Genomic DNA, 13,521 nt, shown 5'->3' on the forward strand with positions numbered 1-13,521 from the left:
CAACCGGAAAAAAGATGCCCCAGTCGCCTTCCGCTCCCCTCTCCCGCCGCAGCTTCTCGGCATGGATCGCGGCCTCGGCCGCAGCAGCCGGCGGAGGGCATGCCGCCCTCTGGCCGCGCGCCGCGCACGCCGCCGACGCGCCCGTGAGCAGCAAGCTGCGCATCGTGATTCCCGCCAACGAAGGCGGCGGCTGGGACCAGACCGGCCGCGCGCTCGGTGCCGCGATGCTGGCCTCCGGCGCGGTCGGCAGCGTGGTGTACGAGAACGTCGGCGGCAAGGGCGGCACCATCGGCCTGGCGAAGTACGCCGAGAAATACGATGCCGACCCCGACACGATCCTGATGAGCGGCATGGTCATGGTCGGCGCGGTGGCGCTGCAGAAGCCCGCCGTCACCATGGCCCACGTGGCGCCCATCGCCCGCCTCACGAGCGACTACGAGGTGGTGGCGGTGAAGGCCGATTCACCCATCAGGACGCCCAAGGACCTGATCGCGCAGCTGCGCGCCGATGCGGCCAACACCGTCATCGCGGGCGGCTCGGCCGGCGGCGTGGACCACATGTACGCCGGCATGCTGGCGCGCGTGGCCGACGCCTCGCAGACGCTGGTCTATCAGGCGCACCCCGGCGGCGCCGAAGTGGTCGAGGCGCTGGAAAGCGGCAAGGCCGCGGCGGGCATCTCGGGCTACAGCGAGTTCAGCGAAGGCCTGGCCAGCGGCAAGCTGCGCGCCATCGGCGTGTCGTCGAAGCGGCCGTTCCAGGGCATTGCGTCGGTGCGCGAACAGGGCGTCGATGCCGATCTCGCCAACTGGCGTGGCGTGCTCACCGGCCGCAAGGTACCGCCCTACCGCAAGGCGGCACTGCTGACGGTGGTGCGGCGCGCCACCGCCACCGACCTGTGGCAGAAAACCATCAAGCAGAACAACTGGGACCCCTTCTGGATGGAGGGCAAGGACTTCGAGAACTTCCTCGAACTCGACACGGCGATGGCTGGTCCGCTGATCTATCTGCTCAAGCTGAAAGCCTGAGGGGCAACGGCCGCCACTCAACTCCAAGGGTTTTCCCTAGATGTAAAACCCGAGGAGGCTGCTCGTTTTTCGGACATCATCCAGTTACCTTTATAGACAACTGGAAACAAAATGCCGCATCCCGTGCCAGCAGGCTTTTCTCGCCGCAGCCTCGCTGCATGGTTGGCATCGGCCGTCGTCGCGGGCGTGGTGCCGGAAGCGTTCTGGCCCCGGTTGGCTGGCGCGGCCGAACCGCAGCTGATCCCCAAGCTGCGCATCGTGATTCCCGCCAACGAAGGCGGCGGCTGGGACCAGACCGGCCGCGCGCTTGGTGCCGCGATGGTGGCGTCGGGTGCGGTGGGCGATGTCGCCTACGAGAACATCGGCGGCAAGGGCGGCACCATCGGCCTGGCGAAGTACGTAGAAAAATACGACGCCGACCCCGACACCCTGCTGATGAGCGGCATGGTCATGGTCGGCGCGGTGGCGCTGCAGAAGCCCGCTGTCACCATGGCGCAGCTCGCGCCGGTGGCGCGGCTTACCAGCGACTACGAGGTGGTGGCGGTGAAGGCCGACTCGCCCATCAGGACGCCAAAGGACCTGATCGCGCAGCTGCGCGCCGATGCCGCCAAGACGGTCATCGCCGGTGGCTCGGCCGGCGGCGTGGACCACATGTACGCCGGCATGCTGGCGCGCGTGGCCGGCAATGCGGCCGCGCTGGTCTACCAGCCGTACCCCGGCGGTGCGCAGGTGGTCGAGGCGCTGGAAAGCGGCAAGGCGGCCGCCGGCATCTCGGGCTACAGCGAATTCAGCGAAGGCCTGGCCAGCGGCAAGCTGCGCGCCATCGGCGTATCGGCCAAGCGCTCGTTCATGGGCATTCCGGCAGTGCGCGAACAGGGCGTGGACGCCGACCTCGCCAACTGGCGCGGCGTGCTCACCGGCAAGAAGGTGCCGGCCGAGCGCCGCGCGGTGCTGCTCGAAGCCGTGCGCCGCGCCACCATGGCCGAACTCTGGCAGAAGACCATCAAGCGCAGCAATTGGGACGCGTACTGGATGGCGGGCAAGGACTTCGAGAGCTTCCTCGAACTCGACACGGCGATGGCCGGCCCGCTGATCTACCTGCTCAAGCTCAAAGCCTGATCGCCCGGCGCTTCAAGAAAAAAGCTCCGGCATCTCGCGCTGCGCCTTCGGCGTGAGCGTGAGCGCCCGCCCGTCCAGCTCCTGCCGTACCCATCCCCGGCGCAGCGACAGCTGCAGCCATGCGGCACCCAATGCGCCGCCCAGGTGCGGCCGGCGTTCACTCCAGTCCAGGCAGGCGCAGGCAAAGCGCCGGCGCGAGCGGCGCACCGCATCGACCTCGACACCCAGGCTCTCCAGCGCGATCGCGCCTTCGGGCGTGAGCTCGTACGAGCCGCTCTGCAGGCCGCTGAGCCAGCCCTGGGCATGCAGCCGGTCGTGCAGCGCAACGCCCGCCGTGCCCGCCATGTGGTCGTAGCAGGTGCGCGCACTGCGCAGGCGGCTCGGCGTGCTCGGCTCGAATCCGGGCGTGCGCGGCGTGCCGGCCACCACCATCAGGCTTTCGAGCGCGGCGGCGACGTCGTCGCTGGCGAGGCGGAAGTAGCGGTGCTTGCCCTGCACCAGCAGCTGGACCAGCCGCTCGTCCTTCAGGCGCGCGAGGTGCGCGCTGGCGGTCGACGCGGCCACCTCGGCGACGGTGGCCAGCTCGGTGGCGGTGCGTGCATGGCCGTCCATCAGGCAGCTCAGCATGCGGGCGCGCGCCGGTTCGGCGATGGCGCCGGCCAGGCGGGCCAGCTGGAAATCGGCGGAGGAGGAAATGGAGTCCATGCGCGCATCGTAGAACGGCGCTGCATCCGACACTTCGTTCGCGGGCGAAGTGCGATGGCGGCTTCGATCGCACACTGCGGCCATGAACGAAAGCAACCGCCCCGTCGATATCGGCATGCCCGCCGACCCGGTCGCAGCCGCCACGCATGCCGACCCCTATCCCTGCTACGCCACCCTGCGCGACGGCCCGCCGCTCGCGTGGAACGAGAAACTGCGCCTCTGGGTCGCAAGCCGCGCGGATGTCATCGAGCAGGTACTGCTCGCGCATGGCGCGCTGCGCGTGCGGCCGGCCGCCGAGCCGGTGCCGCGCGCCATCGCGGGCAGCGCGGCCGGCGAAGTGTTCGGACATCTGGTGCGCATGAACGACGGCGCGGCGCACCAGGCGCATCGGCCTGCGCTGCAACGAGCGCTGACCGGCCTCGACCTCAATGCCGTGCATGCAGCCGCCTTGCGGGTGGCGCAGCGCGTGCCCGGGCAGCAGCCGCTATCCGACACGCTGTTCTCGATGCCCGTGCAGGCCGTCGCGCACCTGCTGGGTTTTGCCGACGATGCGCTGGCGCAGGTGGACCGGTGGCTGCGCGACTTCGTGGCCTGCCTGTCGCCGCTGTCCACGCCCGAGCAGCTGGAGCGTGCGAGCGCCGCAGCGGGCGAACTGATGGCGCGCTTTGAAATGCTGGCAGCGGTCGCGCCGCCGCGGCACGGCACGTTGCTCGCGGCTGTGCTCGCCGAGAGCGCGGGCGATGCGCGCGTGTCGCGCTCTCTGCTCGCGAACCTCGCGGGCCTGCTCTCGCAGACCTGCGACGCCACGGCGGGCCTGGTCGGCAACAGCCTGATCGCGATGATGCGCGAGCCTTCCCTGCCGAGTGCGTCGACCCGCACGCGCGACGGCCTGCAAGCCATCGTCGAGGAGACCGCGCGCCACGACCCGTCGGTGCAGAACACGCGGCGCTTTGCCGCCGAGGCCGTCGAGATCGCCGGCACCCCGCTGGCGGCCGGCGATGCGGTGCTGGTGCTGCTGGCCTCGGCCAACCGCGACCCGGCACTCAACCCCGACCCCGATCGCTTCATGCCCGTGCGCGCCCGCCGCCGCATGCTCGGCTTCGGCCACGGCATGCACGCGTGTCCGGGGCAGGCGCTGGCCTGCACGCTGGCGGCGGCCAGCCTCGGTGCCCTGCTGCCGCGCCATGCAGCCGACCTCGATGCGCAGCGCGTGCGCGGCTGGAGCTATCGGCCGTCGGTCAATGGGCGCATCCCCGTGTTCCACTGACCCGTGCCCGCCAGGTGGGGCGACAGTTGTGCATCACCCCAGCGCAGCGGCAACGCCGCCGGACGACGCAGGGCGTGCGTGACCCGAAAGCGCATCAGCCGCTCCGCACCTTCGAACGCGGCCACTTCGGGACCGTCCCACACGATCTCTGCCGTGACCGCCACGTGCAGCAGGTCGCCGCTGTCGAAGTCGACGAACAGCAGCCCCGCGCGCGGATGCGCCGCCAGGTTGCCGAGCGTGTTGAAGAAGCGGTTGCCGTTGAAATCCGGCACGGTGAGCACGTCGCCTTCGTGGTCGTTGTCGATGCGCACGAAGCCCGGACGGCCGCCGCGGTGCGACACGTCGACGCCGTGCGAACTCGCATCGGCCTCATCGCCCGCCGCCGCTTCGTTCGGATAGGCGGTGGCGATGAACAGCGTGTCGGCGCTGCCGATCAGGCGATGCGCCGCCAGGTCGAGTTCGTCGAGCCACTGCACCTGCGGCGCCGCATCGCCGCGCGGCGATGCGAACACCGGCTCGCGCGCCTGGATGTAGCGCGGGCAATTGCCGAAGCTCTGCTGCACCGCGACCATGAAGCCCGAACCATCGAGCGCCTCGACCGTGCCGTTCATGCGGTTGCGCCGCCGCGTGTGCGGCTGCATGCCGAGCAGGCCCAGCGTGGCGCCCTGCTTCAGCTGCCCGGCGAGCGGATCGCCCGCCGCCGGCAGCGCATCGACGCGCAGGTGCGTGGCATCGGGTGAATGCACAAAGCCGGCGGACGCCGCGAGCACGCTGGCCCACGGCTGTAGTTCCGCATCGAGACTGCCGATCACGAGGAACGGCAGCAGCCCGAAGAATTCGCGGTGCTGGTCGGGCATGTAGTCGCGAATGACGCGCGGGCCCGCCACCTCCATCTGCTCGCGCGAGCCTGCCAGGGCCTGCATCGCGCGCTCGCCCGCATGGAACGGCGCGGCGATCATGCAACCGCCCCGAGCCCGACGGGCGTGCGCACCATCGGCACGAACCCCGGCAGGGCTTCCACGCGTTCGAGCCAGCCGCGCAGGTTCGGATAGGCGTCGATCGACACGCTGCCTTCGGGTGCATGCGCCACGTAGGCGTAGTTCGCGATATCGGCGAGCGTTGCGTCGTGGCCGGCGAGGAAGGGCTGCTGCTGCAAATGCATTTCCATTACCGAGAGCAGCGCATGCGAACGCGCGACGATCTCCGCCGGGTCGGTGTCGCGGCCGAACAGCGCAATGACCCGCGCCGCCGCCGGACCGTAGGCCAGCGGGCCGGCCGCCACCGAAAACCAGCGCTGCACGCGCGCAGCACCGACGGGATCGCGCGGCATCCAGCGTGCGGGGTCCGGCGCATAGCGTTCGTTGAGGTAAACGAGGATGGCGTTGGAATCGGCCAGCGCGAGTTCGCCGTCCTCGATCACCGGCACCTGGCCGAAGGGGTTGCGCGCCAGGAATTCGGGCGTGCGGTTCTCGCGCCTGCGCATGTCGATCTCGATGTTCTCGAATGGCAGGCCGAGCATCGCGAGGAACAGGCGCACGCGATGCACGTGGCCCGAGATGGCGGAACCGTAGAGCTTGATGGGCTGGGCGGGGCGGGCGGTGGTCATGGGAACTCCTTGTTTGAGGATGGCGGGGGCGTTGCCTGGATTGTTCTCTCTTGCATCAGATGAATGAATAGCCAATTCGGTATTTGACTGCTGCGTTTTCCGGTTTAATCGCGCCATGGATCGTTTCAAAGCCATGCAGACCTTCGTTCAGATTGCCGACAAGGGCAGCCTGACTCGCGCCGCCGAGGCGCTCGGCAGCTCACTGCCGGCAGTGGTGCGCTCGCTCGCCGCGCTGGAGGCGCACCTGGGCGTGCGACTGTTCCATCGCACCACGCGCCGGCTGTCGCTCACCGAGGAAGGCCGCCACTACCTGCCGAGCGCGCGCGAAGTGCTGCTCGCGGCCGACGCCGCCGACCTCGCGCTGAAGGCCGAGGCGCGCGAGCCGGCGGGCCAGCTCACGATCACCGCGCCGGTGCTCTTCGGCCACATGTACGTGGCGCCCGCCATCGTGCGCTTCATGCAGCGGCACGAAAAGGTGCGCTGTAGCGTGCGCCTGTACGACCGCACCGTGAACCTGCTCGAGGAGGGCATCGACGTGGGCATCCGCATCAGCCCGCTGGAAGATTCGTCGCTGGTGGCGCAGACGCTCGGCACCATCCGCCGCGTGGTGGCTGCGAGCCCCGCGTACCTCGCCCAGCACGGCACGCCACGGCATCCGCGCGACCTGGCCGGTGCGCCCTGCGTGCGCGGCCGCATCGACGCACCGGCGCAGTGGCTGTTCCGCGACGGCGGCAAGACGATCAGCGTGACGCCGAACAACCGCCTGGAGTTCAACCACCTGGCCCCGGCCATCGAGTCGTGCGCGGCGGGCATGGGCTTCGGCACCTTCTTCTCGTACCAGGTGATGCCGCACGTGGCGCAGGGCCGGCTGAAGCTGGTGCTCGAAGACTTCGAGCCGCCGCCGCGGCCGGTGAGCGTGATCTATCCCAACGCGCGGCTGCTGCCCGCGCGCACGCGGGCGTTCATCGAGTGGATGAAGATGGAGTTCAGCGGCCTCAGGCTCTGAGCCCGGGCGGCGTCAAGCGGCGCTGCCCGGCCAGCCGTCGTCGAGCGATTCGCGGCTGTCGTGCAGGCAGATCTCGCTGTCCTGCTTCAGCGGCAGCCAGCCTTCGCGTTCCAGCTGGCCAGCCAGCGCCGCCACCCGGGCCTTGAACCCGGCCAGCGGCTCGCGGCTGCGCAGCGTGACGAAGCGCATGCCGGTCTCGCCCATGAGGCTGTTGCGCGACAGCCGCGCACCGTGCGTCTCGCACAGGTGCTGCAGCGCGGATGCGTTGTGCAGCAGCAGCTTGCCGCGCCACTCGAAATACTGGTCGGGCTGGCTCAGCCGCTCCCAGCCCTGGACCGACGCCTCGATCTTCACGCGCCGCACCGCCATGCCCGCGCGCGCCAGCCATTGCCCCAAGGCCATGGCCTCGGCCTTCGCTTCCTCGAGCGTGCCGCGAAGCCAGCCGGTGGCGATGGGCTGCTGCTTCTGCTCGCCGTGGGCGAGGTCGATCAGCATCGGCTTGAGCCCGACTTGCTCGCACACCACGACGAAGGCCGCCATTTGCGATTCCTGCAAAACGCAGCACGTCAGGTGCAGCTTCAACGCGCGCTTCATGGCGCACCCACCGGCTCGGGCAGCGGCCTGCCGTCGCAGAGCGACGCGGCGTCGATCGCCATGCCGCGCACCGCTTCTTCAAGGCCGAGGTTCAGCACCGACATGAACTCGCCGTTGGCGCTGGTCCAGTTGGTGCGCGTGCCCATGCCGTGGTACTGGCGCGCGGCGGTCCCGCCGCCGGGCAGGCGGTAGCTCACCTTGAGCACGACATGCGAAACCAGGTTCAGGTTCACCGACCACGCATGGGCGAGGCGCAGCGCAACGTCGGCCACAGCCTGCCTGGCGCCACTGTCGCCTGCGGGCGGCGCCCCCGGCACCGCCTGGAGTCCATAGCGGCCCAGCGACTGCAGCGCACCGCGCGTCCACGCCGTCGCGTCGCCGCTGCGCAGCGACTGCACGGACCGGGGCGTGGCGTGCACCGTCGGCATCATCACCGTGAGGTTGCCGGCGTTGGCCTTGTTGCTGCGCGTGTCCTCGATCGCGGGCAGGTACAGCGTGCAGTCGCGCGCGAGCCGCAGCGGTGCGGCCGGTACGCCGTTGGGCCGCTCGGCCGGTTCGGGCGCCGGCTCGAAGACCATGGAGAGCGGCTCGCTCTCGGTGAGAGCGTGCGAGAGGGTGGGCAGGGCGCAGAGCGCGGCGAATGCAGCAGCGGCGAGTTGTTCTTGGCACAGCCTCATGGCGCGGCGCTCCTGACCGAATACATGGCGCCGTCCTGGTCGCGGAACAGCACGCGGCCCGGCTGCTCGTCGAAGCCCTTGCCGGCCAGCGTCACCCACGAGCCGTTGACGTTGAAGCGCGCGGTCTTCACGCCGCCGGAGCGGGCGCCGGCGATGTCCAGCGCCACCACATGCAGGGTCTGCGCCATCGACTCGCGCATCACGCCGCGCAGCACCTGCCCGTCGTTCGCCGTCAGCCGCCGCAGCACGGCGGCGCGCGCCGTGCCGCCGATGGGTGTCTGGAAGATGGCGGCGGCGCGGTAGCTCGGCTCGCTGCGGCCGTCCTGCCACAGCAGCGCCGAGGTTCGCGTGGTGAAGGCGCCCAGGCCGGGCTCCAGCGCGTACTGCAGCAGCAGCACCATGTAGGCGGGACCTGCCTTCGTGGCGGCGATGCGGGCCTCATGCTCGACCTTCGCCGGCATGGCCGCGAGCACCTGCGACGAGCGGATCTTCAGCGGGAACGAACTCGGCTCGGCCAGCAGCGTGCCGAGGGCCTTGCCCGCCTCCACGCGGTAGTCGTAGTCGAGCAGCGGTCCGACGATGGCCTGCACCTCGGCGCTCATGTCCTTCTGGCGCGATTGCTGCACCGACGAATCGATCAGCGCGCCGATCAGCCCGCCGCCCGTGGCCGCGCTCACGCCGGGGGGCTGCGCGGAGAGCATGAAGCTCTCCTGCGCAACGACGACGCGCAGGTCGACTTCCTGAACCTTGTCGCGGTCCGCAACCGCCAGCGGCCGATGAAAAGGTGCGCAGGCGCCGAACAGCATCAGCACCGGCAGCGCCAGCCAGAAACGCAGCATCTTTGGGCCTCCCACCGCACAAACGCCATTCTTGGCGTCGATTGTGCCGCCGCCGGCGTACGGTTCGACCCGGGTTATCGAGGGTCCGCCGGACGCGTCCGCCATGTAGTGGCCCCGAACACGCGCGGTTGTCCATCGATTGAAGCGATGGGGCGCCCGCGGCACGGCTGCGTCAGAATGGCCGCGTGCCACCCACACAATCCTCCATTCAGTCTCCGCTCTTCCATGCCAGCCATCTGCACAAGCGCTACGGTGGCACCACCGTCGTCGACGACCTCTCGTTCGAGATCGCGCCCGGCGAGTGCCTGGGCGTGATCGGCCCGAACGGCGCGGGCAAGACCACCACCATCCGCATGTGCCTGGGCCTCACCGCGCCGGACGGCGGCGACATCTCCGCGCTGGGGCTGCAGATGCCGCGCGACGCGCTGGCCATCAAGGCGCAGCTCGGCGTGGTGACGCAGTTCGACACGCTCGACCCGGATTTCAGCTGCGCCGAGAACCTCGTGGTGTACGGCCGCTATTTCGGCTTCGGCAAGGCGCAGGTGCGCGCACGCGTGCCGCAGCTGCTGGAGTTCGCGGCGCTGTCGCACAAGGCCGATGCGAAGCCGGGCGAACTGTCGGGCGGCATGCGGCGGCGGCTGTCGCTGGCGCGCGCGCTGGTCAACGATCCCAGGCTGCTGCTGCTCGACGAGCCGACCACCGGGCTCGATCCGCAGGCGCGGCACCTCATGTGGGAGCGGCTGCAGGTCTTGCTGCAGCAGGGCAAGTCGATCTTGCTGACCACGCATTTCATGGACGAGGCCGAGCGTTTGTGCTCGCGCCTGCTGGTGCTCGACCACGGCCGCAAGATCGCCGAAGGCCGACCGCGCGACCTGATCGCCGAGCACCTGGAACCCGACGTGGTCGAGGTGTACGGCAACGGCGCGCTGTCGCTGGCCGACTCACCCGAACTGAAGGCGATGGCAGCACGCGTGGAGGTCAGCGGGGAGACCGTTTTCTTCTACACGCAGGACGCGCGGCGGCTGCTCGATGCGCTGACGCGACACAGCGGCCTGCGCACTTTTCATCGGCCCGCGAACCTGGAGGACCTGTTCCTCAAGCTCACCGGCAGGCAGATCCGGGAGGACGGCTAAGAATGCGGCACACCCCCAGGCTTGCCCACTTCGTGTGGCCTCCTACCCCCTCGCCGGGGGCAATACCAGCGGCCCGGCAAAGCCGGTTCCGCGGTATTCCTGAAATGGAGAGGAAATCATGAACAACATTGCGACCGCTGCGTCGCCGCCTGCGCCTTCCGTGTGGCGCGCGCCCGAACTCTCGCTGCGCTGGTGGCCCGTGTTCCTGCGCAACCTGCTGGTGTGGCGCAAGCTCGCCATTCCGAGCCTGATAGGCAACATCGCCGAGCCGCTGATCTGGCTCGTGGCCTTCGGCTACGGCATGGGCGCGCTGGTGGGGCAGGTGTCGGTCGACGGCGTGAAGGTGCCGTACATCCTGTTCCTGGCGAGCGGCTCGATCTGCATGAGCGCGATGAACGCGGCGAGCTTCGAGGCCCTGTACTCGGCGTTCTCGCGCATGCATGTGCAGAAGACCTGGGACGGCATCATGAACGCGCCGGTCGGTCTCGACGACATCGTGCTGGCCGAGATGCTGTGGGCCGCGTTCAAGTCGATCTTCACGGTCACGGCGATCCTGTTCGTGATGCTCGGGCTGGGCATCAGCCACAGCCCGAAGCTCGTCGTCGCGTGGATGGTGCTGGTCGGCGCCGGCATCACCTTCTCGTCGATCGCGCTGATCTTCAATGCGCTGGCGAAGGGCTACGACTTCTTCACGTACTACTTCACGCTGTTCATGACGCCGATGATGTTCCTGAGCGGCGTGTTCTTTCCGCTGGAGCAATTGCCCTCGGCGGTGAGGGCCGTGGCGGCGTGGCTGCCGCTGACCAACGCGGTGGCGCTGGTGCGGCCGCTGTTCATGGACCAATGGCCAGCGAACTGGTGGGTGCATGCGGGGGTGCTGGCTATGTATGCGGTTGCGGCTTTCTGGGTGGCTCTGGCGTTGACTCGGAAGAGATTTCGGGGGTAGTTGTTCTCTTGTTTTCCCAGGGCTGGGTCTCGCACGGGCGCCGATTCCATCGTACTCAGGCTGCTTGCCGAAACGCTCGGGAGCTGAAGACTGGTCGCCGTGCCCGCGTCGCGCAAGTTGCTGATCGCGAATTTCTAGCACGAGGGGAAGGCGTCATCCCAACCGTACTGCCCCGAAGGTTGTACTCGGGACGATGAGTCCAATGTTCCTAGAAAGCCTCTCGCCCGGGGCAAAGCGGGTAGTGGACAAAAAAACGCCAACCCCAAACCAATAGCACCACCAATGCGAGCCAGGCGGAGTAATGAATCCGGCGCTTCTTTGCGGATAGCGCGCAGCCCGCGATAGCGAGGGGCAACAGCACGATGAGCGCGATGATTCTGGCGTCGATTCCGTCATCAAGGGGCAACCCGCAAAAGGTGAGGCCGTCAGCGCGCGCCTTGGGATCGTCGAGCATCCATTCGTACTCGTTCATCGGCATCATGAACATAACTGCCACGCACAGAAGTGCGTAGAACGACATGCCGATCGCGCCAAGTTTCTTCATGCTCAGAATCTGTTGAGCAGGCGTGAAACATGCTCTCGATGCTCAATCATTCTGCGTCCGTACTCTGAATATTCCCGGCCCCTGGCACCCGGCGGGAGCTTGATCGAGTTCGTGATATCCGCCAGCGGGCGAGTTGTCCCCCGGTTGTAGCGCGCGCCCGCGGCAATGAACTGCTCATCGGTCAAATGGGCTGTACCTGCGCTCGGGTAGTCGTGCAGGACCAAGCCACGTAGATGCTTGGCGACCACCGTCAGATTGAAGACGTCTGTATTGAGGCAGTTCAACATGGCCACCTGATCGGAGAAGGACATTTCCTCGATGGACAAGCCCAATTCTCTTGCGGCATTGCGCATTTGGATGCTGACGGCGCCAACGGAAGTGCCTCCAGGCGGCTTGTCATAAATGCCTGGCGCGCCGCCCCTTTGATTGAACCAAGTCTGTAAGGATCGTTCGAAGAATACTGGTTTCTTGGTGCCATCGGGCTTGCCCCCCACTTCGGCCCATGCGACGGATGCGAGGAGGGCAGGCGGTATCTTTTCTTGCTTGGCGATCTCGACGATTCGGTTCTTGTTGTAGACAACCCAGCCGTCCTTATAGGCGGTCAGGTACGCGCGGCCGCCACCAAACTTCTCAGAGAGCGCTTGCCATTTGAAGACATCCCAACTTGACCACTTCGGATAGTTGGAATTGTCTGGTGCGCAGAATTCACGGCCACTCATATTTTTCTCCCTATGTGTCCGAGGCATCAGTCCGGTGGATAGCTGCTCTGACGAGATCCCCCGCATGCGAAGAAACGATTTCGTCCCCACGCCATCAGGTTCGACCCCGGACTCTCTGATGTTGGAAGGCGCCCGATTCATTATGTGCGGCCGCGTTGCCTGCAAATGAGGTGAAGAGTTATCTTTCGCACGGCCATGGACCGTCCGGAGAGTGATGGATTGCACGGATACGGCGTTTTGCTGCCTCCAGGCGGAACAGAAGAATGCTCACACTGCGTTGAGCCTTTCCCTCAACCTGCACAGCGAAGCAGCGATTTCGCGACGGTCCGATAGTCTGCGGTTGACATTGCTGGGACTTGGATGCGGCATCAAGAACAGCTGGGCTCGTAGGGCGATCTGGCCGATCGATTCGCTAGCCAAGGCGGCCTCGCGACCGACCAAAACAATGAAGCGCAATGCCGACAAATGAAGCAGCACTGCTTCCAGAGCACCGCGTGCCTTGGAAAGGTCCGCTCAGGTCACCGGCCAGATCTTGCTCTGCTGGGCGTTGCCGACATGCCACGGGACGATGTTCCAAACAATCGTGCGCGTGCGGTCGATGCCAGCTTCCTGGTGGAGTACGAAGAAGTTCTTTGCAGTCTCGTCCGGATTGTTGCGCGAGACAGAACCAGACTTGATCGCACGCGGTCCAGGTGCCTCGAGCGGGAAGAGACACTCGGCGGCTGTGCCTCCGTCGCATGGGTCGAAATAGGGCTCTGCATAAGGTCCCTCCGGCTTATCGCGCAGCTGCCGCACGAAGGCCGTCAGCGGAGTAATGTGCGGCGCCTCCAACAGGGCATGACGGGCCGTGCGGACTTCCTCGTGATCGAGCGTTTTTGGTGCATCAGTCATAGTCGGACATTGGCCCCTAAGGTGATCCAGCCCTTGGTCAGTCCGATGCAGATCCACCTGTGAATTCGACCTGCGCCCCTTCACTCAGATAGCCCTCGCCTGTATCGATGTACCAGATGCCGCCCAGCGCTTCGATGAATGCGTAGACGTGATCCCTTCTCCGTGGCCTTTGCCGTGCGTGAGGCTGAACGTGTAGGGCCTCCCGTTGAGCGTGCCTTTGACTTGCTGCTGTCCCGTCTTGGGCAACTCCTGCCAGGGACGCTGAGTGCCTGTCGGGAGCGGCCAATTCCATGACGGTCGCCTATCGTCGATCAGTCGTGTGCGTCAACCCTGTCTCCCCACTTTGTGGAGCAATTGCCCTCGGCGGTGAGGGCCGTGGCGGCGTGGCTGCCGCTGACCAACGCGGTGGCGCTGGTGCGGCCGCTGTTCATGGACCAATGGCCAGCGAAC

General features: G+C 67.4%; 15 protein-coding genes and 1 pseudogene. 7 read left to right on the forward strand and 9 right to left on the reverse strand.

The genetic code is table 11. The features are described 5' to 3' along the window. Positions 1-14 precede the first annotated feature (14 nt). Positions 15-1,025: a Bug family tripartite tricarboxylate transporter substrate binding protein gene (locus PMI12_RS04785; RefSeq protein WP_007829678.1), complete on the forward strand. Its 1,011-nt coding sequence runs from the start codon at positions 15-17 to the stop codon at positions 1,023-1,025. A 111-nt stretch (positions 1,026-1,136) separates the two neighbouring features. After that, entirely contained in the window at positions 1,137-2,144 is a 1,008-nt protein-coding gene (locus tag PMI12_RS04790; RefSeq protein WP_007829680.1) for a Bug family tripartite tricarboxylate transporter substrate binding protein, read from the forward strand. A gap of 12 nt (positions 2,145-2,156) precedes the next feature. Here PMI12_RS04790 and PMI12_RS04795 read toward each other — a convergent pair whose 3' ends face one another. Further along, positions 2,157-2,849: an ArsR/SmtB family transcription factor gene (locus tag PMI12_RS04795; RefSeq protein WP_007829681.1), complete on the reverse strand. Its 693-nt coding sequence runs from the start codon at positions 2,847-2,849 to the stop codon at positions 2,157-2,159. Positions 2,850-2,931: 82 nt separating this feature from the next. On the opposite strand from PMI12_RS04795, the gene PMI12_RS04800 reads away from it, so the two are divergent. After that, the gene (locus PMI12_RS04800; protein ID WP_007829683.1) at positions 2,932-4,116 is read left to right on the forward strand and encodes a cytochrome P450; all 1,185 of its coding nucleotides are present in this window, start codon (positions 2,932-2,934) and stop codon (positions 4,114-4,116) included. On the opposite strand, the gene PMI12_RS04805 is transcribed toward PMI12_RS04800, so the two are convergent. After that, positions 4,074-5,075: a pyridoxamine 5'-phosphate oxidase family protein gene (locus tag PMI12_RS04805; protein WP_007829685.1), complete on the reverse strand. Its 1,002-nt coding sequence runs from the start codon at positions 5,073-5,075 to the stop codon at positions 4,074-4,076. The genes PMI12_RS04800 and PMI12_RS04805 overlap by 43 nt on opposite strands. Further along, entirely contained in the window at positions 5,072-5,722 is a 651-nt protein-coding gene (locus tag PMI12_RS04810; RefSeq protein ID WP_007829687.1) for a glutathione S-transferase family protein, read from the reverse strand. The genes PMI12_RS04805 and PMI12_RS04810 overlap by 4 nt, the downstream gene beginning before the upstream one ends. A 115-nt stretch (positions 5,723-5,837) precedes the next feature. On the opposite strand from PMI12_RS04810, the gene PMI12_RS04815 reads away from it, so the two are divergent. Further along, complete coding sequence (locus tag PMI12_RS04815) at positions 5,838-6,728, forward strand: LysR family transcriptional regulator (protein WP_007829688.1); 891 nt, start codon at positions 5,838-5,840, stop codon at positions 6,726-6,728. Between the two features lie 12 nt (positions 6,729-6,740). On the opposite strand, the gene PMI12_RS04820 is transcribed toward PMI12_RS04815, so the two are convergent. From PMI12_RS04820 to PMI12_RS04830, 3 genes are read right to left on the reverse strand one after another with little or no spacing between them, the layout of a single operon-like run. Further along, on the reverse strand, positions 6,741-7,268 hold the full coding sequence (locus PMI12_RS04820; RefSeq protein WP_007829689.1) for a hypothetical protein: 528 nt from the start codon (positions 7,266-7,268) through the stop codon (positions 6,741-6,743). A 50-nt stretch (positions 7,269-7,318) separates the two neighbouring features. Continuing rightward, on the reverse strand, positions 7,319-7,999 hold the full coding sequence (locus PMI12_RS04825) for a hypothetical protein (protein ID WP_007829690.1): 681 nt from the start codon (positions 7,997-7,999) through the stop codon (positions 7,319-7,321). Next, positions 7,996-8,838 (reverse strand): hypothetical protein, encoded by an 843-nt coding sequence (locus tag PMI12_RS04830; protein WP_042672835.1) that lies wholly within the window; start codon positions 8,836-8,838, stop codon positions 7,996-7,998. The genes PMI12_RS04825 and PMI12_RS04830 overlap by 4 nt, the downstream gene beginning before the upstream one ends. A gap of 185 nt (positions 8,839-9,023) precedes the next feature. On the opposite strand from PMI12_RS04830, the gene PMI12_RS04835 reads away from it, so the two are divergent. Both PMI12_RS04835 and PMI12_RS04840 read left to right on the forward strand, forming a co-directional pair. Next, entirely contained in the window at positions 9,024-9,971 is a 948-nt protein-coding gene (locus PMI12_RS04835) for an ATP-binding cassette domain-containing protein (protein ID WP_007829692.1), read from the forward strand. Between the two features lie 118 nt (positions 9,972-10,089). After that, positions 10,090-10,917: an ABC transporter permease gene (locus PMI12_RS04840; protein ID WP_007829694.1), complete on the forward strand. Its 828-nt coding sequence runs from the start codon at positions 10,090-10,092 to the stop codon at positions 10,915-10,917. A gap of 208 nt (positions 10,918-11,125) precedes the next feature. Here the strand turns inward: PMI12_RS04840 and PMI12_RS04845 are convergent, their stop codons facing one another. From PMI12_RS04845 to PMI12_RS27800, 3 genes are all read right to left on the reverse strand, one after another. After that, complete coding sequence (locus PMI12_RS04845; protein WP_007829696.1) at positions 11,126-11,461, reverse strand: DUF2645 family protein; 336 nt, start codon at positions 11,459-11,461, stop codon at positions 11,126-11,128. A gap of 2 nt (positions 11,462-11,463) precedes the next feature. Continuing rightward, positions 11,464-12,180: a hypothetical protein gene (locus PMI12_RS28635; RefSeq protein ID WP_007829697.1), complete on the reverse strand. Its 717-nt coding sequence runs from the start codon at positions 12,178-12,180 to the stop codon at positions 11,464-11,466. A 513-nt stretch (positions 12,181-12,693) separates the two neighbouring features. Then, the gene (locus PMI12_RS27800; protein ID WP_007829699.1) at positions 12,694-13,071 is read right to left on the reverse strand and encodes a hypothetical protein; all 378 of its coding nucleotides are present in this window, start codon (positions 13,069-13,071) and stop codon (positions 12,694-12,696) included. 345 nt (positions 13,072-13,416) lie between these two features. Here PMI12_RS27800 and PMI12_RS29340 point away from each other — a divergent pair. Continuing rightward, a pseudogene (locus tag PMI12_RS29340) lies at positions 13,417-13,521 on the forward strand (ABC transporter permease); the annotation flags it as partial.

This window comes from Variovorax sp. CF313, assembly GCF_000282635.1.
In the GTDB taxonomy this organism is placed as follows: Bacteria; Pseudomonadota; Gammaproteobacteria; order Burkholderiales; family Burkholderiaceae_C; genus Variovorax.